15 protein-coding genes are annotated in these 22961 nt (G+C 74.6%); 10 read left to right on the forward strand and 5 right to left on the reverse strand.

Annotated elements, in window-relative coordinates; translation table 11 throughout:
- The first annotated feature begins 75 nt into the window (after window positions 1-75).
- Genes dpgC through HZS56_RS21960 form a run of 8 tightly spaced genes read left to right on the forward strand, consistent with a single transcriptional unit; the run spans window position 76 to window position 11143 of the window.
- On the forward strand, window positions 76-1521 hold the full coding sequence (gene dpgC / locus HZS56_RS21925) for a (3,5-dihydroxyphenyl)acetyl-CoA 1,2-dioxygenase DpgC (RefSeq protein ID WP_216722468.1): 1446 nt from the start codon (window positions 76-78) through the stop codon (window positions 1519-1521).
- Complete coding sequence (locus tag HZS56_RS21930; RefSeq protein ID WP_216722469.1) at window positions 1518-2822, forward strand: aminotransferase-like domain-containing protein; 1305 nt, start codon at window positions 1518-1520, stop codon at window positions 2820-2822. Before dpgC ends, HZS56_RS21930 begins: the two co-directional genes overlap by 4 nt.
- A gap of 58 nt (window positions 2823-2880) precedes the next feature.
- The gene (locus HZS56_RS21935) at window positions 2881-4029 is read left to right on the forward strand and encodes a glycine amidinotransferase (RefSeq protein ID WP_216722470.1); all 1149 of its coding nucleotides are present in this window, start codon (window positions 2881-2883) and stop codon (window positions 4027-4029) included.
- A gap of 50 nt (window positions 4030-4079) precedes the next feature.
- On the forward strand, window positions 4080-6350 hold the full coding sequence (locus tag HZS56_RS21940) for a non-ribosomal peptide synthetase (protein WP_216722471.1): 2271 nt from the start codon (window positions 4080-4082) through the stop codon (window positions 6348-6350).
- Entirely contained in the window at window positions 6347-7126 is a 780-nt protein-coding gene (locus tag HZS56_RS21945) for a TauD/TfdA family dioxygenase (protein WP_253914653.1), read from the forward strand. The genes HZS56_RS21940 and HZS56_RS21945 overlap by 4 nt, the downstream gene beginning before the upstream one ends.
- Window positions 7123-8751 carry a condensation domain-containing protein gene (locus HZS56_RS38930; protein WP_216722472.1) on the forward strand — a complete coding sequence of 543 codons (1629 nt, stop codon included), beginning with the start codon at window positions 7123-7125 and terminating at the stop codon, window positions 8749-8751. Before HZS56_RS21945 ends, HZS56_RS38930 begins: the two co-directional genes overlap by 4 nt.
- The gene (locus HZS56_RS21955) at window positions 8742-10229 is read left to right on the forward strand and encodes a lyase family protein (RefSeq protein ID WP_216722473.1); all 1488 of its coding nucleotides are present in this window, start codon (window positions 8742-8744) and stop codon (window positions 10227-10229) included. The genes HZS56_RS38930 and HZS56_RS21955 overlap by 10 nt, the downstream gene beginning before the upstream one ends.
- Window positions 10226-11143: a GHMP family kinase ATP-binding protein gene (locus tag HZS56_RS21960; RefSeq protein WP_216722474.1), complete on the forward strand. Its 918-nt coding sequence runs from the start codon at window positions 10226-10228 to the stop codon at window positions 11141-11143. The genes HZS56_RS21955 and HZS56_RS21960 overlap by 4 nt, the downstream gene beginning before the upstream one ends.
- Before the next feature lie 18 nt (window positions 11144-11161).
- Here the strand turns inward: HZS56_RS21960 and HZS56_RS21965 are convergent, their stop codons facing one another.
- The 5 genes from HZS56_RS21965 to HZS56_RS21985 form a co-directional block, all read right to left on the reverse strand.
- Window positions 11162-12604, reverse strand: coding sequence for an FAD-dependent oxidoreductase (locus tag HZS56_RS21965; protein ID WP_216722475.1), 1443 nt, complete (start codon window positions 12602-12604; stop codon window positions 11162-11164).
- Window positions 12605-12747: 143 nt separating this feature from the next.
- A complete protein-coding gene (locus tag HZS56_RS21970; protein WP_216722476.1) occupies window positions 12748-13119 on the reverse strand; it encodes a nuclear transport factor 2 family protein in 372 nt (123 codons plus the stop codon).
- 267 nt (window positions 13120-13386) lie between these two features.
- Window positions 13387-16278, reverse strand: coding sequence for an AAA family ATPase (locus HZS56_RS21975; protein ID WP_308408125.1), 2892 nt, complete (start codon window positions 16276-16278; stop codon window positions 13387-13389).
- Window positions 16279-16421: 143 nt separating this feature from the next.
- Window positions 16422-19166 (reverse strand): AAA family ATPase, encoded by a 2745-nt coding sequence (locus HZS56_RS21980; RefSeq protein WP_216722478.1) that lies wholly within the window; start codon window positions 19164-19166, stop codon window positions 16422-16424.
- Window positions 19167-19323: 157 nt separating this feature from the next.
- Entirely contained in the window at window positions 19324-19950 is a 627-nt protein-coding gene (locus tag HZS56_RS21985) for a TetR/AcrR family transcriptional regulator (RefSeq protein WP_216722479.1), read from the reverse strand.
- 263 nt (window positions 19951-20213) lie between these two features.
- On the opposite strand from HZS56_RS21985, the gene HZS56_RS21990 reads away from it, so the two are divergent.
- Both HZS56_RS21990 and HZS56_RS21995 read left to right on the forward strand, forming a co-directional pair.
- On the forward strand, window positions 20214-20420 hold the full coding sequence (locus tag HZS56_RS21990) for an MbtH family protein (protein ID WP_308408126.1): 207 nt from the start codon (window positions 20214-20216) through the stop codon (window positions 20418-20420).
- Window positions 20421-20445: 25 nt separating this feature from the next.
- The gene (locus HZS56_RS21995) at window positions 20446-22680 is read left to right on the forward strand and encodes a pyridoxal-phosphate dependent enzyme (protein WP_216722480.1); all 2235 of its coding nucleotides are present in this window, start codon (window positions 20446-20448) and stop codon (window positions 22678-22680) included.
- The last annotated feature ends 281 nt before the right edge of the window (window positions 22681-22961 follow it).

Genomic DNA, 22961 nt, shown 5'->3' on the forward strand with positions numbered 1-22961 from the left:
GCGGTGGTGACGTGAGCGTGCGGTGGCGGTGTCGCGGTCGTGCGGTGGTGGGACGTCGGTGCGGGCGTCGCGGCGGTGCCCCCCCCCCCGCCCGCCCGCCCCGCCGCCCCCGCCGCCCCCGCCGCCCCCGCCGCCTCCGCGGCCTCCGCCGCCTCCGCCGACCCCACCGCCTCCGCCGGCCCCGCCGCCCCCGTCCCGCTCTCCGGCCGCTTCGACGACGACGCACGCCATCTCGCCGAACAGGCCGCGGCAGCCGAGCGGATCCTCGCGGCGCTGCCCCCGGTCCCCGGGAGGTCCCGGGACGAGCGGGCCCGCGCCGCGACCGCGCACGCGGAGGTCCGCGCCGTCCGGCGGGACTTCCTCGCCCGGCACACCGACACCGTCTACGGGCTGCTCACCGACGGCCTGACCCGGCGCCCGCGCCTGCCCGACCTCGTGGACGCCGCCGCCGACCGGGTGCCCGGCCTGGTGCCCACCCGTGCGCAGATGGCCGCCGAACTCCGCTTCGTCCAGGCCGAGAAGGAAGGCCGCGAGATCGACCAGGGCCGGTTCTGCGGCGCCGTGCTGCGCTCGCCCACCGCCGGCCGGCACCTCGTGGAGACGATGCTCGGGCCCACCCCGCGCGCCCTGGAACTCCTGGACCGCTTCCGCGCCGAGGGCCGCGTCGAACTGGACGCCGTCCACGTCGAACGCCGCGGCACCGCGGCGCACGTCGAGTTCCGCAACCCGGGCCGGCTCAACGCCGAGAACGCCCGGCTCGTCGCCGACCTCGACACCGCCGTCGACCTCGTCCTGCTCGACGACACGGTCCGCGTCGGCGTCCTGCGCGGCGGCACCACCGACCACCCCGCCCACCGGGGGCGGCGCGTCTTCAGCGCCGGCATCGACCTCACCGACCTGCGCGACGGCCGGATCCCGCTGGTCGGCTTCCTCCTCGCCCGGGAACTCGGCTACGTCAACAAGCTGCTCCACGGCCTGCTGACCGACCCGGCCCCCGGCGCCGGCAGCGAACGGTACGTCACCAAACCGTGGATCGGCGCCGTCGACACCTTCGCCATCGGCGGCGGCATGCAACTCCTGCTCACCATCGACCACGTCGTCGCCGAAGAGGGCGCCTACGTCAGCCTGCCCGCCGCCGAGGAGGGCATCGTGCCCGGCGCGGGCAACCTCCGGCTCACCCGGCAGACGGGAGCCCGCCTCGCCCGGCAGGTCGTGCTCGGCGGACGCCGGATCGCCGCCACCGACCCCGAGGCCGCCGCGGTCTACGACGAGGTCGTCCCCGCCGACCGCATGGACGAGGCGGTCGAGCGCGCCGCGGCGGCCCTCGCCGCCCCCGCCGTCGCCGCCAACCGGCGGATGCTCGCCCTCGCCGAGGAGCCGCTCGACCACTTCCGCACCTACCTCGCCGAGTTCGCCTTCGCCCAGGCGGACCGCGCCTACGCCCCGGACGTCCTCGACAAGGTCGAACGCCGCTGGCAGGAGCGCGAGCGGCGGCGCGCCGCACGGGGGAGCCGGACATGACCGGTGCCCCCGACCTGAGCGCGGCGGACCTGCACGGGTCCCTCCAGGACCCGGTGCTCGGCGCCATCGGCTTCCTCAACGAGGTGATGGACCGCCACCCCGACGCCATCTCCTTCGCCCCCGGCGCCCCGCACCCCGACTTCGTCCAGGGCCTCGACCTGCGGACCCTGACCGACCGCTTCCTCAGCCACCTGCGCACCGACCGCGGCCTCGACCCGTCCCGCGCCGAACGCGTGCTCTACGAGTACGGCCCCGCCCAGGGGCTCATCAACGACCTCGTGACCGAGGCCCTCCGCACCGACCAGGGCATCCACGCCGCACCCGAGGACGTCGTGATCACCGTGGGCGCCCAGGAGGCCATGCTCCTCACCCTGCGGGCCCTGTACCGGGACGCCGCCCACGACGTGCTCGCCGTGGCCGACCCGTGCTTCCCGGGCATCGTCGGCGCCGCACGACTCCTGGACATCCCCGTCACCGACGTCCGCGAGGACGCCGCCGGACTCGACGTGGAGCACCTCGCCGCCCGCTGCCGGCAGGCCCGGTCCGAAGGGTGCCGCGTCCGCGCCTGCTACGTCGCCCCCGACTTCTCCAACCCCGGCGGCGCCCGCATGACCCTCGACGCCCGGCACGCGCTGCTCGACCTGGCGGAACGCGAGGACCTGCTGCTCATAGAGGACAACGCCTACGCCTTCACCGCCCCCGAGGACGACGCCCTGCCCGGCCTCAAGGCCCTCGACACCTGGCGGCGCGTCGTCCACCTGGGCACGTTCGCCAAGGTCGGGTTCCCCGGGGCCCGCGTCGGCTACGCCGTCGCCGACCAGCGCGTCGGCCGGGCCGGCGGCACCCGGTCCCTCGCCCGGGAGCTCGCCGACCTCAAGACGATGGTCACCGTCAACACCTCGCCCCTGTCCCAGGCCGTCGTCGGTGGCCTCCTGCTGGAACACGGGCGCTCCCTGCGGGCCCTGGCCCGGCGCAAGGCCGACCGCTACCGGTCCAACCTCGCCCACCTGACCGGCGCCCTGGAACGGCACCTGACCGACGACGCGCCGCCGGGCGTCTCCTGGCACCGCCCGGCCGGCGGCTTCTTCGCCCGCGTCGACCTGCCCGTCCCCGCCGACCTCGCCCTCCTGGAGGTCTCGGCGGACCGGTACGGCGTGCTGTGGACGCCGATGCGGCAGTTCTCCCTCACCGACCGCGGCGACCGGCAGATCCGGCTGTCGTGCAGCTACCTGGAGCCCGACCGGATCGAGACCGGTGTGCGGCGCCTCGCGGCCTTCCTCAGGAAGGAGGCCGCGGGATGACGAGCGGACACCGCACGCGGGCCGCCACCCCCCGACGCCCCACGAAAGGCCCCCGCCGATGCGCCTGAACAGTTACGACGACTTCACCCCGCTGAAGGAGGTCGTCCTCGGCTCGGCGGACGGCTACCTCGACCGGGTGCGCGACATGTCGTTCGACATGTTCATCAGCGACAACCTCTCCGGAGCCCGCGGCTACTACCCCTCCATCTCCACCTGGCGCGACGGCGAGGAACGCCGCGACCGCAACACCCCCCACCGCCTGGCGCAGAAGGAGCGCTTCCTCGGCGAACTCGTCGAGGACGTCGAAGGACTCGCGGCGCAGCTCACCGCGCTCGGCGTCACGGTGCACCGGCCCCTGGCGCCCGCCCGGGAGACGACCCGGGTCGCCACCCCCGCCTTCGAGGCCGCCGTCACACCGCCGCTGAACCTCCGCGACAACACCCTGATCATGGGCGACGAGATCATCGAGACCCCGCCCATGCTGCACGACCGCTACTTCGAGACCCAGTTCCTCAAGCCGGTCTTCCTGGAGTACTTCCGCGGCGGCGCCCGCTGGACGACCATGCCGCGCCCGCTGATGACCGACCACTCCTTCGACCCCGCCAACGTCGCCCACGCCGCACCGAACATCGAAGTCCCCCTCGAGCCGCGGGAGTCGCCGTACGACGTGGGCATCGAACCGATGATCGACGGGGCCAACTGCCTGCGGCTGGGCCGCGACCTGATCGTCAACGTCTCCAACGCCAACCACGCCCTCGCGCTCGACTGGCTGACGCGCCACCTCGACGGACGGTTCCGCGTGCACCGCATGGACCGGCTGACCCAGAGCCACATCGACTCCGTCGTGGTCCCGCTGCGCCCCGGCACCCTGCTGCTGCGCGACCCGGGCGTCGTGGACTACCTGCCCGAGGCCCTGCGCGGCTGGGACGTCGTGGTCCCGCCGCCGCCCGGCGTCGACGACTACCCGCAGTACGAGAACGACGACCCGATCCCCGCCAGCCCCTACATCGACCTCAACGTGCTCTCCGTCGACGAGGACACCGTCCTGGTCAACGACGCCTGCAAGACCCTCGTGGCCACGCTGGAGCAGCACGGGTTCACCGTCGTCCCCGTCCGCCACCGCCACCGGCGTCTGTTCGGCGGCGGCTTCCACTGCTTCACCCTCGACACGGTGCGCACCGGCGGAGCCGAGGACTACCTGGCCTGAACACCCCGCCCCGACCGCACGCCGACCCCCCCGACAGCAGGAGCGTCCCGATGCAGGAAACAGCACCCGACCCGGCCGCCGGGCGGCAGCCGGCACCCGCCGGGCCGGAGGACGCCGTCGCGGCCCGCGCCCACGCCTGCGCGGCAGCCCTGGCCTCGGACCCGGCCTCCGTACGGCTCGCCGCACGGCTGAAGGTCGCCTCGGTACTCCTGGGCAGGGCCTCCCCGGCCCCCGACGCCTCCTGGCGCGACCTGGTGCGCCACGTGGGCACCGACGACGGACGGAGCGAGGCGCAGGAGGCCTGGGCGAACGCGTCGGCCGCGGCCGACGCGACCGCCGAACGCCTCGGAGGGTACGAGCTGCGCGCGCTGCGGCTGATGACGGACGACCCGGACCTGCCGCACACCCGGCACGGGCTCCTGACGCCGGAGGAGACCGAGGCCGTCGTCGCACGCGGCGCCGGACCGCTGCGGCCGCTGCCGGGCCGCCGCTTCCACGAACTCTTCGAGGAACGTGTCCGGCGCCACCCCGACGCCGTGGCCGTCGTGCACGGGACCACCACGCGCACGTACCGCGAACTCAACGACGACGCCAACCGGATCGCCGGGGCGCTGCTGCGGGAGGGGCTTGCCCCGGAGGACGTCGTGGCCGTCGTCACCGGACGCCACCCGCTCTGGCCGGCCGCGGTGCTCGCCGTCTTCAAGGCGGGCGGCTGCTACCTGCCGCTGGAGCCCGAGTTCCCCGCCTCGCGCATCGCCAGGACCCTCACCCGCAGCGAGTGCCGCTGGGTGCTCTCCGACCCCGACGTGCCGTCCCTCGACGAGGCCCTGCACGGCCGCGACACGATCCGCCGGATGACCGTCGGGGACCTCGCCCGCGGCGACGGACCCACGCGGGACCCGGGCGTCGCCGTGGCCGGGGACCAACTGGCGTACGTCTACTTCACGTCGGGGTCCACCGGTGAGCCCAAGGGCGCCATGTGCGAGCACGACGGCTTCCTCAACCACCTCTACGCCAAGATCGAGGACCTCGGCGTCCAGGAGGGCGACACCGTCGGGCAGACCGCCCCCCAGTGCTTCGACATCTCCCTGTGGCAGCTGGTCTCCCCGTTCCTCGTCGGCGGCCGCGTCCTGCTGGTCGAGCAGGAGGCCGTACTGGACGTGGCCCGGTTCACGGACCTCGTCAACCGGCACCGCGTCCAGGTCCTCCAACTCGTGCCCACCTACCTCGAACTCGTCCTCGCGGAGGCCGCCCGGGGCCGCGCCGCCCTGCCGCACCTGCGCGTCATGGCCGTCACCGGCGAGGCGCTCAAGAAGGAACTGGTGCGCCGCTGGTTCGAGCAGTTCCCCGGCGTGCCCCTCGTCAACTGCTACGGCCTCACCGAGGTGAGCGACGACTCCCACCACGGCGTCATGCGCACCGTGCCGGACCACCGCTCGGTGCCGCTCGGCGACACCATCCGCAACTGCCGCGTCTACGTCATGGACGAACAGCTCCACCTCGTCCCCGACGGCGCCCCGGGCGAGATCGTCATCGCCGGTGTGTGCGTCGGCCGCGGCTACGTCAACGACCCCGACCGCACCACCGCCGTCTACCGCCAGGACCCCCTGCGGCCCGCCGAACGCCTCTACCGCTCCGGCGACTTCGGCCGCCGGCTCCCCTCCGGCGAACTGGAGTACCTGGGCCGGCGCGACGCCCAGGTGAAGATCAGCGGCTTCCGCATCGAGATCGGCGAGATCGAGGACCGGCTGCTCCAGGTCCCCGGCGTCCGCGACGGTGCCGTCGTCGTCGCCGGCTCCGACGACGCGCCCCAGCTCGTCGCCTACTACACGGGCGAGGACGCCCCCGACGGAGCGGGCACCGCACACGCCCTGGGCACCGCCCTGCCCCACTACATGGTTCCGCACCGGCTCCACCGCGTCCGTGAACTCCCCCTGTCCGGCAACGGGAAGATCGACAAGAAGGCCCTCACCGCCCGCGCCCGCGACAACGCGCACGCCCGGGGGAGCGCCGGCACCGGCGCCCCGCGGCTGGACACCCCCGCCGAACGCCGTGTCGCGGCCGTCTGGGCCCGCCTGCTGCACGTGCCGGAGGACCGCATCGGACGCGACAGCCGCTTCACCGACCTCGGCGGCACCTCCCTCACCGCGATCCGCCTGGCCATCGAACTCGACCGCAGGGTGACCGTCGCCGAACTCCGCGACACCCCCACGGTCGCCGAAGTCGCCGCCCTGCTGGACGGCAAGTCCGCGCCCGCCACGGCGCCCGCACCCCCGCCGACGTCGCGCGCGTCGCGGCCGCGCTCGGCATCGAACCCCTGACGGAACGGGAGGGCTTCGCGCCCCGCACCGCACTCGCCCCCGGCGTGTACTCCGGCAGCCACTGGCCCGCCGAGGACCCGATGTGCATGCACCACGAGCTGAGCCACGCCGCCACCGTCCCCGGCACCCTGCTCTTCGCGTGCCTCACCGCCCCCGACAGCGGAGGCCGCACCACCGTCGCCGACTCCCAGCAGGTACTCGCCGCGCTCCCGTCCGGCCTGACCGCCCGCTTCGCCGAGCACGGCTGGCTGCTGCGCCGTGCCTACCACGACGTCGGCCTCTCCTGGCCCGAGGCGTTCGGCAGCACCGACCGCGCGCCGGTCGACGCGTACTGCGCCGAAGCAGCCGTCGAACCCACCTGGCTCGCCGACGGCCGTCTGCTCACCCGCCAGCGCCGCGCCGCGGTGGTGCCCCACCCGCGCACCGGAGCCCCCTGCTGGTTCAACCAGATCGCCTTCCTGAACGGCCTCACCCTCGAACCCGCGATCCGGGAGTACCTCACCGACGTCTACGGACCCGGCGGGCTGCCCTTCGACACCGCCGCGGGCGACGGCGGCCCCGTCACCGCCGGCACGGTCGAGGAGATCAACGCCGTCTACGACCGGTTCACCGTCGGGGAGCCCTGGCAGCAGGGCGACGTCCTGCTCGTCGACAACATCCGCACCGCCCACGCCCGTGAACCCTACGAGGGCGCCCGGGAGATCGCCGTCGTCCTCGGCGACCCGGTACGGCTGCCCGGCCACGTCCTGCCGCTGAGCGACGGCGGGCCCTCGTGACGCGTCCCGGACCCGCCGTCCGCGACGGCCGGCCCGCACCCGACGCCGCCGGGCCGGCCACCGCCCCGGCGACGTACGCCCAGGAACGCGCCTGGCTGGCCTCCCGGCTGGCCCACGACCCGCCCACCTACTGCGCCGTCGACGAGTTCCCCCTGCACGCGGCCGTGACCGCGAACGACCTCGTGCACGCCCTGTATGTCCTCATGGACCGCCACGAACCCCTGCGCACCGTCCTGCGGACCGTGGACGGACGGCTCCGCCAGGAGGTGCACCCGCGCCCCGAGCCGAAGATCGAACTGGCCGACCTGAGCGCGCACGACCACGCCGCACAGGCCGAGGAGCGGCGCTCCCTGCGCGCCCGGCTGGCCCGCACCCCGTTCGACCCCCACCGGGCGCCCCAGTGGCGCGCGGCCGTCCTGAACCTGGGGGAGGGGGCCTGGTCGGTGGTCTTCGCGGCCCACCACACGGTGTACGACACCGCCTCCGGCTTCAACGTCCACGCCGAACTCACCGAACTCTGCGCCGCCGCCGAGGAAGGACGCGAGGCCCGCCTGCCCCGGCTGCCCCTCGGCTACGGCGCGTACGCGCGGCGCGAACGCGAGCGGGCACGCACCGGCGGCGCCGACGCGGCCGCCGCCCACTGGCGGACCCGGCTGCGCGGGCTGCCCCCCGTGCACACCGTCCCGCTGGACCGGCCGCGCCCACCCGCCCGCACCTTCCGCGGGGGCGAGGTGCGCGCCGCCCTGCCGGTCGGCGTCACCGCCGCCCTGACCGGAGCCGCCCGGCACCACGGGACCCGCCCCGTCATGCTGTTCCTCGCCGCCTGGACCGCCCTGCTCCACCACCACTCCGGCGCCACCGACCTCGCCGTCGGCCTGCCCGTCGCCGGCCGCGACGACCCCGCCACCCGCGCCATGGTCGGCACCTTCGTCAACATGCGCGTCCTGCGGGCCGACCTCTCCGGCGACCCCGACGGCACCGAACTGGTCCGCCGCACCACCGCCGCCGTCCGCGCCGGGGAGAAGTTCGACATCCCCTTCCAGAGCCTCGTCGAACTCCTCGCGGCGCCACGCCTGCCCGGCGTACCGCCCCTCTACCAGCTCGCCTTCAACCACACCCCCGCCGACGGTCTGGGCCCGCCCGTCTCCTCCTGCGAGGAGGACCTCCTCCTCGACGTCGCCGGCAGCGGCCTCCGCCTCGTCTACGACGCCGCCCTCTTCGACCGCTCCACCGCCGACCTGCTGCTCGCCGACTACCTGCGGCTGCTCGCCGCCCTCCTCGACGCTCCCGGCACCCGCCTCTCCGCGCTGCCGACCGGCACCGCCCCCCGGGGCACCCCGCGCCCCGCACCCACCGCGCCGCGCGCACGGACCGCCCCGCGCGACGCGGCCGAGGAACGGGTGGCGGCCGTCTGGCGGACGCTGCTCGGCACCGACACCGTCGACGTCCACGAGGACTTCTTCACCGCGGGCGGCCACTCGCTCCAGGCCCTGCGTCTGCTGGCCCGCCTCGCCCCGGCGCGGGGAAGCGGCCCCACGCTGCGGACCTTCTTCGCAGACCCGACGGTGGCCGGACTCGCCACCGCCCTGAAAAGCACCCCGGACGGGAGGACGGCATGGCGGTGACCGGCCGGATCGACGGCACACCGAGCGACGTGTGGCACGAGGAGGTGCTCGCCGCGCAGTTCGCCCACGAGGCCGAACACCTGCTGCCCCACTACGTCGCCGTCGAGCGGGCCCTCCTGCGCGAGTACCTGAGGATGGGGCTGGTCGACACCGCGGGCGCCGCATCCCTCGACGCCCGCCTCGGCTCGCTCGACGCCGACGCGATACGCGCCGACCCGCAGCGGAACATGTCCGACATCTCCTTCGCGCTGGAACACCACGTGCAGTCCGGCCCCACCCCGCCCTTCGCCGCCTGGCACGTCGACCGCAGCCGCAACGACGCCCAGGTGTGCGCCCAGCTCATGGCAGCACGCACCGGCTTCACCGCCGTCGCGGCGGACCTCCTGGACCTCGGCCGGGCCGTCACCGCCCTAGCCGCCCGCCACACCGACACCCCCATGCCCGGCTACACCCACGGCCAGGCCGCGCAGATCATCACCCCCGGCTACCACCTCGCCGCCCTCGCCGCCGAGACCAACGCCGCACTGCGCCGCATGCTGCACACCTACGACGAGACGGACGCCTGCCCGCTGGGATCCGGCGCCATGGCCGGACAGGAACTGCCCTGGGACCGCGACCGGCTCGCCGCCCACCTCGGCTTCGCCCGAGCCCAGCCGCACGCGCTGGTCGGCGTCGCCTCCCGCACCTGGACCACCGCGATGGCATCGGACCTCGCCGGCTACGCCGCCGTCCTCAGCCGCTTCACCACCGACTTCATGACCTGGGGCGGCAGCGGCTTCGGCTTCCTCGACCTGCCCGACGACCTCGCGGGCATCTCCGCGGCCATGCCGCAGAAGCGCAACTTCCCCGTGCTCGAACGCATCCGCGGACGCTGCGCCCATGTCGTCGGCCGGGCCGCCGACCTCGTCGCCGGACAGCGCAACACCCCGTACAGCAACACCGTCGAGGTGTCGAAGGAGACCGGCGCCCACCTGTACACCCAGGCCCGGGCCATGCGCTCTCTGCTGCGTCTGACCCACGCCGTCGTCACCGGCACCACCTACCGCACCGACCGGATGCGCGGCGCCTGCGCCGAGGACCACCTCGGCGGCTTCACCCTCGCCAACCGCCTCACCCTGGACTGCGGCATCCCCTGGCGCACCGCCCAGATCGTCGCCGGACGCTACGTCAAGCGCGCCGTCGAGCAGGGCCTGCGCGCCGACCGCCCCGACGCCGGTCTGCTGCGGGCCTGCGCCGCCGAATCCGGTCACGAGGCCGAACCGGCCGCCGAACTGCTCGCCGAGTCCTTCGACATCGACGCCGGACTGCGCGCCAAGCGCTCGGCCGGCTCCGCCCACCCCGACCAGGTCGCGCGGCTCCTCGCCGACGAGTCGCGCGAACTCGACCGGCTCGACGCCGAGTGGTCGCGCAGGACCGCACACCGGACGGCCGCGGCACGTCACCTCGAAACCCCCGTCACCGCACGGGACGAGGCATGACGGGGCTGCCGGCGGCCGCCCGCCGGGTCGCCGTGGACATCGCCGAGGGCAGCGGCGCCGCCTGCGGCACCTTCGGGGAACTCCTCCAGGGCGTCCTGCCCGACGGCACGGCCTTCCTCGCCACCCTCCCGATCAGCCTCGGCAGCCGCGCCCGGTTCCGCTTCGACCCGCACGGCCCGCTCCACGTCTACCCCGCGCACAAGACCAAGTCGCTCACGCTGGCGAGGGCCATGCTCGACGCCCACGGCGACGGCGGCGGGGGCACCCTCCTGCTGGACAGCGACCTGCTCGTCGGCAAGGGACTCGCCAGCTCCTCCGCCGACCTCGTCGCGACGGCCCGCGGCGTCGGCACCGTACTCGGACTGGACACCTCACCGGCCGCCGTCGAGGACTGGCTGCGCCCCGTCGAACCCACCGACGGGGTCATGCACCCCGGCGTCGTCGTCTTCGAACACCGTGCCGTCCGGCTCCGCGCCCGCCTCGGCGTGCTGCCGCCCGTCACCGTCGTCGCCGTCGACGAGGGCGGACACCTCGACACCGTCGCGCACAACCGGCGCCCCCACCCCGTGCCGCCCGGACTGCGGCACGAGTACGCGCGACTCGTCGACGACCTCGCCCGCGCCGTGCGCGGCGCCGACCTGAGCGCCGTCGGCGCGGTCAGCACCCGCAGCGCCGTCCTCAACCAGCGCCGGCTGCCCAAGCGCAACCTCGACGCCATGACCGCCATCGCCGACCGCGTCGGCGCCCCCGGAGTGGTCTGCACGCACAGCGGCACCATGCTCGGGCTGCTCCTCGACACCACCGCCGACGGGCACCGGGAGAGGCTCGCAGCGGCGCGCGCCGCCTGCTCCGGGCTTCCCGGAACCCTCTCCGTCTACCGCTCGGCCGCCGCGGAGGCGCCGGAGACGCGGTAGCCGGAGAGGGGCACCGGATCACACCGCGGCGGACTCCGCGCTCTTCGTCCAGTGCATGCCGTCCTGCGCGACGACCAGCCCGTCCTTGACGGCCGGAACGTCGTCGTCCGCCTCACCGAAGGCCGCCTGCATCTGGATGCGGTGCCCCTCCCAGTGGACGTCGCGGGACTGCTGCCGCAGGTCCTTCTTGCGCTGGTCCCGGTAGTCGTCGGAGGTCAGCGCCGTGTCGTCCGAGGCACCGCCGCCGACCAGCCCGACGAACGCCCCGGCGCCGGGCGCGGGGTCACGGGTGACGCGCCGGGCGTCGTCGAAGTACTGCTGCTCGTCGCGGGTGACGTCGTAGAAGCTGACGAGGAAGTCGTGGAAGGTCTGGTACTCCTTGCGGTAGCGGGCCTCGTACTCCGCGAAGCACTCCTCTTCCTCCAGGTCGCCGCGGAGCACGCTGTTGACGGAACGCGCGGCCAGCAGTGCGCTGAACGTGGCCATGTGCACGCCGGAGGAGAACAGCGGGTCGATGAAGCCCACCGCGTCGCCCACCAGCGTCAGGCCCGGCCGCCAGAAGCCGTCGTGCAGGTACGAGTAGTCCTTGCGCACCCGGACCTCGCCGTACGGCCCGCTGGTGACCCGTTCCGCCTCCGACAGGTAGTCGGAGACGAGCGGGCAGTCGGCGATCATCCCGGCCAGCGCCTGGCCGCGGTCGCCCCGGATCCGGTCGGCGCACTCCTTGCGCACCACCGCGCCCACCGAGGTGAGGGTGTCGGAGAGCGGGATGTACCAGAACCAGCCCGAGTCGAAGGCGACGCAGGTGATGTTGCCGCTGTTCGGCGCGGGCGGTCGCTTGCCGCCCTCGAAGTAGCCGTAGAGCGCGATGTTCTGGAAGAACTCCGAGTAGCGGCGCTGGCCGCCGACGCGTGACTGCAGCCGGCTCTGGTTGCCGGAGGCGTCGACGACGAACCGCGCGCGCGTCTCCCGCCCGGTGCCGTCCTCGTCCGTGTAGCGCACCCCGTTCACCCGGCCGTCGTCCTCCAGGACGTCGCGGACCGCGCAGCGCTCACGGACCACGACGCCCTTGCGCCGGGCGTTGTCGAGCAGCAACTGGTCGAACTTCATGCGCTCGACCTGGTAGGCGTACGAGGTGGGGCCCGCGAACTTCTCGGAGAGCGCGAAGTCGAAGGTCCACGGTTCGGTGCTGGAGCCCCAGCGGAACGTGCCGCCGTGCTTCTTCACGAACCCGGCACCGTGCAGTTCCTCGGACACGCCGAGGAGCGCGCAGATCCCGTGCACCGTGGACGGCAGCAGGGACTCACCGATCTGGTGCCGGGGGAAGCTCTCCTTCTCCAGCAGCAGGACACGGTGCCCCTGCATGGCCACGAACGTCGCGGCCGACGACCCGGCGGGGCCGCCTCCTACGACGATCACGTCGAACGGCTCCGCCGATTCCGAATCGCCGGTACTGGTCATGGTGGCCCTTCCGACCGAGGGGAGACCGGCCGATGGGACCGGCCGGCGGCGACCACGGCGCGGTCGTCCGGACGGAATCCTCGCGGGCGGAGCCCCCCGGAACATCGGTGTCAGCCACCGTTACGCGCGGCGGCGCCCCGCGCTCACACCATCGGCGAGAAGAAGTACGTGTTGCGGGCCTCGAAGAGCAGGTCCTCGTTCAGCCGGAAGAAGTCGGCGAACCGCAGGTCCACCTCGCTGCCGTCCTTCAGCGTCCCGTGGAACTCACCCTCCACGGCGGCGTCGCCCGTGCCGACCACCAGGCTGACGACCGTGTGACTCCCCGTGTCGATGACCCGCTCACCACGGTAGAAGGCGTCGAGTCCGTCCCGTCCGACGATCGGTTCGTAGCCCGGACGCTCGTACACCGCGCGGTCGGCGAAGAGCCCGACGACTCCCCGGACGTCTCCGTCGTCCACCAACGCGTAGTAGCGGCGGACTCGTTCGGCGATCTGGTCCACCTCGAAAGCGGTCATGCCGTTTCCTTCCGGTCATGAGGGCGCTCGGCGCTCCGCGCGACGGGGAGCCGACCGGCGCCGACGGTGGGGGGAAGAGGGATCCGGTCCGCGGTGCGCGAGAACGGGTCCGGCAGGCGACAGGCGAACGGCCTGGCTGCGTGAGTTCTGCGAGAGCTGTGCAACTCCTGCAAGACTAGACACACTTCGGCGGGTTGTGGCGGCCCGCCGGGAAAAGAAGTCCGGTGGGCGGCACCGTCGTCGGGGCCGGCGTCGGCCGGCCCCGGGTCACGGCTCGCGACGGGCGTCCGCGGCGTCCGCGGCGCCCCGCGGCCGCCCCAGGGCGCTGCGCAACTCCTTCCGTCCCGACAGGCCGAGCTTGCGGTAGACGGAGGTGAGATGCAGTTCCACCGTGCGGCGCGTCACGAAGAGCGCCTCCGCGATCTGCAGGTTGGTCCGCCCCGCCGCCGCCAGCCGCGCCACCTGCTTCTCGCTGCGGGTGAGTTCGCCCGCACCGCGCGAGGCGGCGCGCCGCGGCCGGGCCCCCGCGCTGAGCAGCAGACCGTGCGCCTCGTCGTGCAGGGCGTGGGCCCCGAGCGCGTGCGACTCGTCCCAGCCCCGGCGCAGCACCTTCCGGGCCGGTCCGACGTGCCCGGCCCGCAGCAGCGCACGGCCGCGGGCCACCCGGGTCCGTGCCAGCGAGAGCGCGGCCCCGCTCTGCGCCAGCACGCTCTCGGCGTCCTCGAGGATCTGCGGGCGCCCGCGTTCCCCGCCCGCCGAGGCCAGCAGTTCCAGTGCGGTGCCCAGGGCGACGGGGAAGTCGGCGGAGTGCGCCAGATCCACGGCCCGGGTGGCCAGACGGCCGGCCTCGGCCGGGTCGCCGGCGGCCAGGTGGGCGTGGCCGGCCCAGTACCACCACGGCGAGGCGGCCGGGTTCGTCCGCTGCCACAGCCCCTGCCGGCGGCCGCACTCCGTCAGATCCGCCACCGCGGCCACCGGGTCGTCCTGGGCCAGCCGGAGCCGCCCGCGGGCGGCGAGGTACTCGTTCCACTGCCAGGCGTCGTCGATCGTGTCCGGCGGCACCGTACCGGCCAGGGCCTCGGCCGCCACGACGTCGCCCCGGTCGAGGAGCGCGTGCAGCCGGACCGCCAGCGCCAGCGTCTGGTGGTGGGTGACCCGCGCGCCGGGCGTCGACCCCAGGGCCTGGGCCGTGGAGCGGAGCGCCTGGTCGATACGCCCGAGCCGCTGGGCGGCCTCGCCGTCCAGGGCGAGCAGACCCGCCCGCAGGTGGTCGGGCACGGCGTCGGCACCCTCCAGCAGCTGCTGGTACACGTGGGCGGCGTCGGCGGGACGGTCCGCGTACGCCAGCGCGGCGGCCGCGGCGGCCAGCGAGACGGGGGAGTCGGTGAGCGGAGTACCGCTCAGCAGCACTCTGTCCGCCGCGGACAGTGCCTGCGGGAGGCGCTCGCCCCGGCTCACCGCGATGAAGGCCCGGCCCGCCAGCAGGGCCCGCTCCTCCGCGGTCGTGCCGGGCAGGTCCAGGCGCAGCGACACCCCTTCGAGCAGGTCCGTGTAGGCCTCGCGGTTGTCGGTCGCGGCCAGCAGCATGTCCGCCTCCAGCAGCTGGAGACGCGCCCGTCCGGAGGGCGAACCGGTGTCCTGGGCGGCCAGCAGCTGAGCCGCGCGTCCCGTCCTGCCGGTGCGGGTCAGTGCGCCGACGAGTGTGCTGAGCACCGTCAGACGCAGGTCGGGGTCGGGCAGGCGGTCCAGCACGGACGTCAGGTGCCCGATACCGGACTCCGCGTCCACCCTGCTCTCGGCGATGCCCAGTTCCGTCACCAGCACCGGGTCGCAGGTGTCCTCGCGGCCGGGCGGGACGCAGGACCGCAGTAGCCTCACCGCGTGTTCCGCGGCCCCGCGCAGGAGAGCCGTGCGGGCCTCCTCCCGCAGCAGGGCCCGCGCCCACGGCTCCCGCGCGACGGCCGGTGACGCCAGCAGATGCCCGGCGATGTCGCCGGCCGGTGCTCCGCTGTCGTGCAGCAGCCGGGCGGCGCGCCCGTGCAGGTCCGTCCGGGTCCTGGAGGGGGTGCCCGTCAGGACCGCGTTCCGGACGGCGGGGTGCGCGAGGGACCACGTGTCCGCGGCGGACGCCCGGGCCAGCCCGACCGCTTCCAGCCTGCGCAGGGCACGGGTGAACGCGGTCGTCTCCACCCGCGCCAGACCGGCCCCGGTCGTGGTCGCGGTCCCGTCGCCCAGCACGGCCATCGCCTGCGCCGCGCGCACCGCGACGGGGGACTGCCCGTGCAGGAGACGCCGCACCCGTGCACCGAACAGCGGGATGTCGCCCCCGCCCGCCGCTTCGAGACCGGCGCCCGTGAGCGGCAGGCGCAGCTCGCCCAGTCCGGCGACCAGCGCCGTCACCAGCGAGGGGATACCGCCGGTCGCGGCCAGGCAGCCCGCCTGGAACCCGGCCTCGACGGCGGTCCCCGCCAGGCGGCGCACCACCGTGGCGACACCCGGCCCGGAGAGCGGCCGGGGCCTGAGCACCTCGAGCATCGAACGGGTCGCCCACTCCATGGGCGCGGCCGGCTCCTCGCGGTCGCGCCAGCCGAGGGCCAGCAGGACCGGCAGGTCGTGCCGGGTCCGCATGAGACGGACGAGCGCCCGGATCGACGCCAGGTCGGCGCGGTCGGCGTCGTCGACCGACAGGAGCGTCGGACGCGTCACCGAGGCGGAGCCCACCATTTGCAGGTAGGCGAGGAGCGGGCCGTGGAGCGGCGGTGCGGCGGCGGCATCGGGCGAGGCGACCGGGACGCGTGCCCGCCCGCCCCGGTCGCCGGACCGCCCGCCCCGGGCGACGGCGCGTCCGTCGGGGGCCGCGGGGTCGAGGGCGGCGGTGCCGAGCGGAGCGCTCGGGGAGCCGAAGCGGAGCATCCGTTCCCGCGCCCCCGCCGTTTCGACGACGCGCAGACCGCGGCGCTCGGCCTCCTCGGCCAGCGCCCGCAGGAGCGCCGTCCTGCCTATGCCGGCCGGCCCCTTGACGACGACGAGACCGGTGCGTCCCGCCGCGGTACGGCGGACGAGGTCGCGCAGGACAGCGGTCTCCCGCTCACGTTCGACGAGGTGCGGATGTGTCCGACCGGCCGACAGCTCTTGGTCGTGGGCGCCCGACGTAGTGATACTGACCGCCTCCCTGGGCCCTGCACCCGGTCCTGATCACACCATGATCGAGTGAAATCGACCTTAGGAAGCGGAATCCTGCTCGGTCAAGCAAACCTTCGCGCGGTGCGAAAACACTGTGGTCCCGGGGTTCGGTGCGCCGTTCACCGCGCGCCGATGTCCGGTGGAAGGGCATGGCGCCCGCTGATGCCGAGCTTGCGGTACGCGTTGGTCAGATACCTCTCGATCATGCGCCTGGACACCTGGAGCTCACGCGCGATGTCCGCGTTGTGCAGTCCGGCGGCCGCCAGCCCGGCGACCCGCGCCTCGGACGGAGTGAGTTCGAGCGGCTGCTCGGGCACGGCGGGGCGCCGGCCGATCTGCTCCCGGATCTGCCGCGTCACCCGGTCCGCACCGCATACGACGGACAGCTCGCGGGCCCGTTCCAGCGCGCCGGCGGCCCGCCGCCCGTCCACGCCCTCCCTGCTGCCGTAGGCGTACAGCGCCAGGCACAGCTCGTGGGCGTTCGTGGACCGCTCCAGCACGGAGACCGCCTCCGCCAGCAGCTCCGTTCCCCGGCGGCCCGGTGTGACGCGGCCGAGCGCCACCAGTGCCCGCCCCACCACGGACGGTGCGCCCCACCGGCGTGCCTGCTCCACCTCCAGCCGTGCCGCGGCCAGCGCCCGGTCCTGCTCGCCCAGCCGGTGGTGCATGAGCGCGGCCCGGGAGGACCACGGCAGCACGGCCGGATTCGACCAGCCGATCCGCTCCAGCCGCTCACCGGCCGTACGGAAGTGGTGGAGGGCGATGAGGTCGTGCCGGCGCCGGGCCGCGAGCAGACCGCGCGTCATGTGCAGGAGCGCGGCGTGGTACTGGTCCTGGTGGTGGGACAGGTTGCCGGTCAGCAACCTCTCGGCCAGCTCGGGCTCGTCGCTGTGCAGGGTGACGATGGTCTGTACGGCGGTGCAGAGGGCCGAGGCACGGGCCTGCGCCTCCTCGGCCGTGCCGGTCGGTACGACCGCCCGGCGGGCCTCGGCGATCCGGCCGTGGGAGAGGGCCACCATGGCGCGCTCCGCCCGCAGCACGGCCGTCTCCGCGTCCGTGTCCCGGTGGCCGATGCGCCGGCCGACCTCGTCCAGCCAGCGGACCGTCGGGGCGGTGTGCTCCGCGGCGGCCAGGGCGTTCACCGCCAGCGGCAGGGGAGTGTGGGCATGGCGGGGATCCGGCGGTTCGAGGGCCAAGAGGGGTGCGCCGAGGTCCGCCACCCGTTCGGCCGACGCGTTGTTGGTGACGAACGCGACGTGGATCAGCGCGGCGAGCAGTTCCCGTTCGCCCACCGTCCCCGCGGGCGGCCGGGACCCCAGCCCGTCGAGCCGGCGCAGAGCGGCCGGAAGGACCGCGGGGTCCTGGGCGCCCAGGGCGTAGTGGCGGGCCTCCAGCCGCAGCGCGAGTTCGGCCGCCGCGGCGTCGTCCCCGCCCCGCGTCCGCAACCGGGCGGCGAGGTCCCCGGTCAGGGCGGCGATGCCGGACTCCGACGGCTGGTAGAGCAGCGGGCCCAGCTGCACCGCGGCGGCGGCACGGTCCAGGGTGGACTCGAACAACGGCAGCGCCTCGACCACGTGCCGCAGCGCGGCGACGGTCGCGAACTGCCGCTCCGCCACGGCCAGGTCGGTCAGCACCCGGGCCCGGAGCAGGCCGGTGCACGAGCCGTCCAGCAGGGCCTGGCGCAGATACCGGGCCGCGTCGCGCGGCGCTCCCCGCGCCAGCGCGCGGTCGGCGGCGGCACGCAGGATGCCCACAGCCCCCGGAGCCCGCAGGGTGTGCACCGACATGAGCTGCCCGGCGGCGGCCTCCACGGAGTGCCCCGTCCGGTGCAGCAGGACCGCGGCGCGGTTGCGCATGACGGTGAGCTCGTCCGCCGGGACGCCGTCCGCCAGCGCGTCCCACAGGAGCGTGCCGTACCCCTCGTTCCCCGGCCGGCCCAGCCCCCAGCGGTGCAGTGTGCCGACCGCCTCCGCGTACCCGGCCGCGTCCAGGTCCGCCAGCAGGGCGGCGACCCGCTGGTCCGCACCGCCGCCCAGGACGCACAGGGCCTGCACGGTGCGGCGCACCGGGCCGGGCTGGGACCGCAGGAAGGCGGACAGGTACTGGCACAGGGTCTCGGAGCGGAGCGTACGCACGAGTTCCGCGTCCTGGGCCCGGGGCCGCAGACCGCGGGAGTAGGCCTCGTCCAGCAGGGACCGGAGCAGCAGCGGATTGCTGGCGGACCGCACCCGCACCGCCGTCACGAACTCCGCGTCCGCGCCGCCGCCCAGGGCGGCCTCGACCGACCGGCGCACGGCCCCGGGGCCGAGGGGGCCCAGCCGGACCCTCCGGTCCGCCGCGCCCACCAGCGCGCCCAGGGCGGAGCCCGGGGCGGGCACGGCACCGGACGGCAGCGACAGGGCGAACACGACGCGGCGGCCGTGCCGTCCGTCCAGGCCCTTCGAGAGCTCCGCCAGCGACTCCGTGTCGCACCACTGCAGATCGTCGACCAGGACGAGTACCGCACCGTCGCCGGGCACACCGTCCAGGACCGCCGACAGGGGTACCCGGTCGCCGACCGGTCCGCGGTGCGCGTCGGCGCAGGCCCGCCGCGCCTTGCCGGATCCCGCCGTCGCCGCGACGCAGGCCGCGGACTCCACCAGCTGGTCGACCACACCGAACGCCAGCGACCGCTCCGAGCGGGACGCCTGCGCCCTGAGGACCGTGATCCGCGCGCCGGACGCCTGCTGGGGCAGGGCTTCGAGGAACGACGATCTGCCCGCGCCGAGCGGCCCCTCGACCAGCAGCATCGACCCGTGTCCCGCCGCGGCCCGGCGCAGGCAGGCAGCCGCCAGCGCCAGTTCGGTCTCACGTTCCAGTAGCACCTAAGTCGTCCCGTTCCCCTGCGCTCCGGCGGCCGTCCCCGTAGGTACTTCTACCCATCCTCGGACCGACGAGCGCCGGAACACCGCCGGGCCCGCCACCGCGTCCGCATCCAGTACGCATCAGGCGGACGAACGGCTCACACCCCGCGACGGGCCACTACGGGGACAGAGCGCAACGGGTGAAGATGTCCGTCAGCTCCCGGGCCAGGTGGTCCAGATCGGCGACAGCGAACAACTCGTGGTGGCGGACCACGTTGTCGAGGGCGCCCTGCACGGCCAGCGCCAGCACCGGCGGGTCGGCGATGCGGAACTCGCCCGCACGGCATCCCTCCTCGAGCAGTGCCACCAGACTCTCCACCGACAGAGCGCTGCGCGCGACGTCGTCCAGCTCCGGTACCGGCCGCTCGCGGACGAGTTCGGCGATCTCGGTGAGCGCCCGGGCGTGCGCCGGGTAACGGGTCATGAAGTCGAAGTGCGCGGCGATGTAGGCGACCAGCTTCCCGTGATACGTCGCCTCCTGCGCGACGCGGCTGGTCCGCAGCGTCCCCGCCTTCTCCACGATGGTGCGGGTGACTTCCCGCAGCAACTGCGGCTTCCCGGCGAAATGGTAGGAGATCAGGCCGGTGCTGCTCAGGTTCGCGTGTCTGCAGATCGCCGTGAACGACGTCTTCGTGTGGCCGATCTCGGCCAGTGTCTCGATCGTGGCCTCGACGATCTGCGCCCTCCGCGCCTCCTGGGTGAAGGTGCGGCCGTGCACGGGGCCGGAGACCGGTTTCCTGTACATCGTGTCCTCAAGTTGGTGGTGACAGGCGCTTGTCCTGTTTCGGCCGCCCACGGGACGGCTGCGAAACCCGCACCCCGGCAGCCCCCGTCCGGCAAACTCCCGGAACACGGCCCCAGTTCTAGCAGGCACGTTGCGAGTGGGCGGTCCCCGCGGCGCCGTAACGGTGGATCCCACCGAGGACCGGTCCGGCGCGCGCCGTGAGGATGGCGGCGCGGCGGTGGAGCGGCCACCGCGCCAAGACACGGGAAAGGGCGGTGGGACAGGTGAACCCGTTCGACGATCCGGACGCCACCTTCCAGGTCCTCGTCAACGACGAGGGGCAGCACTCGCTGTGGCCCGCGTTCGCGGAGGTCCCCGACGGCTGGACCGTCGCGCACGACGAGGACAGCCGCGAGGCGTGCCTGGCCCACATCGAGGAGAACTGGACCGACCTGCGGCCCAGGAGCCTGATCGAGGCCATGGAACGCTGACCGAGGCACACCCCGAGGAGCGCGCATGCGACACGACACCCTCGTCGACGCCATCGGCAACACCCCGGCCGTCCGGCTGCGGACGGACACCCCCGACGGCGTCGAGGTCTACGCCAAACTCGAACTGCTCAACCCCTACGCCATGAAGGACCGCGTCGCCCGCCGCATCATCCTCGAGGCCCGCCGCACCGGCGCGCTGCGAGAGGGCGCTCCCATCGTGGAGAGCTCCTCCGGCACCATGGCCCTCGGCGTCGCCCTGGTCGGCACCTATCTCGGACACCCGGTGCACATCGTCACCGACCCCCGCATCGACCCCGTCACCCTCGCCAAGCTGGAGGCGATGGGCTGCAGGGTGCACGTCGTGGAGGCCATGACCGCCCAGGGCTGGCAGAGCGCGCGCCTCGAACGCCTCGCCGACCTGATGCGCGACCTGCCGGGCGCCTGGTGGCCGCAGCAGTACAGCAACCCGGACAACCCGGCGGCCTACCGCACCCTCGCCGACGAACTCCTCGACGACCTGGGCACCGTCGACGTCCTGGTCGGCTCGGTCGGCAGCGGCGGCTCGCTCTGCGGCACCTCCGCCGCGCTCCTGGAGCACCTGCCGGACCTGAAGGTGGTCGGCGTCGACTGCGTGGGCAGCGTCCTGTTCGGCCAGCCCGACCTCACCACCCGCAAGCAGAGCGGACTCGGGAACAGCCTCTACCCCGACAACATCGACTACCGGCTCTTCGACGAGGTCCACTGGCTCTCCGACGACGAGGCCTTCGACGCGACGAAGAGCCTCGCGAGGGAACAGAAGATCTTCGCCGGCAACACCTCCGGTTCGGTCTACCGGGTCCTCACCCACCTCGCGGCCCACGCCGCGCCCGGCACCCGGCTCGTCGGCATCATGCCGGACCGCGGGGACCGCTATGCCGAGACCGTCTACCGCCACGAGGCCGCGGGCCCCGTCGCCACCGTCCCCACCGAAGTGCCCTTCGGCACGACCGTCCACCGGTGGTCCTACGCGGCGATTCCGCGCCGGCACCGCCCCGTGCTCTTCTTCGTCGAGTCCAACACCACCGGCACCGGCATGCTGGCCCTGCGCACCGCGACCCGGCTCGGCCTCGCCCCGGTCCTGCTGACCAAGGACCCGGCCCGGTACGCGGGACTGGAGGAGACCGGCTGTCCCGCCGTCCGCTGCGACACCGAGGACGAGGCGGCCCTGCGCGCCGCCGCCGACTCGGCCGCCGCAGGACGCCCCGTCGCGGGGGTCACCACCACCAGCGACTTCTACCTCGTCCACGCGGCGGCCCTGGCCGGGTCGTTCCGGCGGCCCGGACACGCCTCGGGCACCGCCGCGCTCTGCCGTGACAAGTCGCTGAGCCGCGCCGTCCTGGGCGAGGCGGGTGTGCCGCAGCCCGCCCACGCCGTCGTCGCGTCGGCCGACGACGTCACCGCCGCCGTCGCCCGCGTCGGCCTGCCCTGCGTGGTCAAGCCGGCCGACGGCTCCGGCTCGCAGGACGTGCGCTGGTGCGCCGACGAGGCGAGCGCCCTCGCGCAGGCCGCGCGGATCCTCGCCGTCAGCGAGAACGTCCGGGGCCAGCAGCGCGCGGGCAGGGTACTCGTCGAAGAATTCGCGCAGGGCCCCGAGTACAGCGTGGAGATGTTCTGCGCCGGCGGCGAGGCCGTGTGCGTCGGAATCACCCAGCGGACCACCACCGCACTGCCGTACTTCGTCGAGACCGGCCACCTCTTCCCGGCCGTACTGCCCGCCGCGGCCGAGGCGGAGCTGGCGGAGAGCGCGCGGCAGGCACTCAAGGCCGGCGGCTTCGAACTCGGCCCCGCCCACGTCGAGGTCCGGCTGACCCCGACGGGACCCGTCGTCATCGAGGTCAACGGACGCCTGGCCGGCGGCATGATCCCCGAGCTGATCCGCGCGGCGACCGGCATCGACCTGCTGGAGCAGCAGCTCCGCGCCGCCACCGGGCGTCCCCTCGCGCTGGGCGCGGACCGTGCCCGGCACGCCGGGCTGCGGTTCCTGACGGCGACGGAGACAGGACGACTGACCGGCATCATCGGTGCCGCCGAGGCCGCCCGGGTCCCCGGCGTCGAATCCGTCGTCACCACCGGAGTACCCGGCCGCGCGGTCCGCCCGCCGCAGGACGCCTACGACCGCCTGGGCCACGTCGTCGCCGTCGGCTCGACACCGGGGGAGGTCGAGACCGCCCTGGACACCGCGACGGCACTGATCCGGGTGGAGACCACCCCGACCCCCTGAGACCGCCGCACCACCGGCTGCCCCGCCGACCGCACTACCCGGGCACCCGTGCGCACCTGGAGGCGCCACCGGCCGCACCGCCCGCCGGGTCGGCCGGCCGGCTCCCCCAACCGTCGGACAACCGGCGGTGCAGCCGGTAGGCACCCCGCCCGAGCCCGGCTGTTCCGGCCCGCGCCCGGCTGTTCCGCCCGGGTTCGGCTGCCGGGCGGTTCGGGCTGCCCTGTCCAGCCCGGCCACCCCGCCCTGCGCCCGGCTGTCCCTGCACGGACTCCGGTCACCTC

Source organism: Streptomyces mayonensis, from assembly GCF_018982965.1.
Lineage (GTDB): Bacteria > Actinomycetota > Actinomycetes > Streptomycetales > Streptomycetaceae > Streptomyces > Streptomyces mayonensis.

Coding starts and splice junctions, on each gene's coding strand:
- HZS56_RS21930 (WP_216722469.1), top strand. CDS start 1,518: ATGACCGGTGCCCCCGACCTGAGCGCGGCGGACCTGCACGGGTCCCTC.
- HZS56_RS21935 (WP_216722470.1), top strand. CDS start 2,881: ATGCGCCTGAACAGTTACGACGACTTCACCCCGCTGAAGGAGGTCGTC.
- HZS56_RS21940 (WP_216722471.1), top strand. CDS start 4,080: ATGCAGGAAACAGCACCCGACCCGGCCGCCGGGCGGCAGCCGGCACCC.
- HZS56_RS21955 (WP_216722473.1), top strand. CDS start 8,742: ATGGCGGTGACCGGCCGGATCGACGGCACACCGAGCGACGTGTGGCAC.
- HZS56_RS21960 (WP_216722474.1), top strand. CDS start 10,226: ATGACGGGGCTGCCGGCGGCCGCCCGCCGGGTCGCCGTGGACATCGCC.
- HZS56_RS21965 (WP_216722475.1), bottom strand. CDS start 12,604: ATGACCAGTACCGGCGATTCGGAATCGGCGGAGCCGTTCGACGTGATC.
- HZS56_RS21970 (WP_216722476.1), bottom strand. CDS start 13,119: ATGACCGCTTTCGAGGTGGACCAGATCGCCGAACGAGTCCGCCGCTAC.
- HZS56_RS21985 (WP_216722479.1), bottom strand. CDS start 19,950: ATGTACAGGAAACCGGTCTCCGGCCCCGTGCACGGCCGCACCTTCACC.
- HZS56_RS21995 (WP_216722480.1), top strand. CDS start 20,446: ATGCGACACGACACCCTCGTCGACGCCATCGGCAACACCCCGGCCGTC.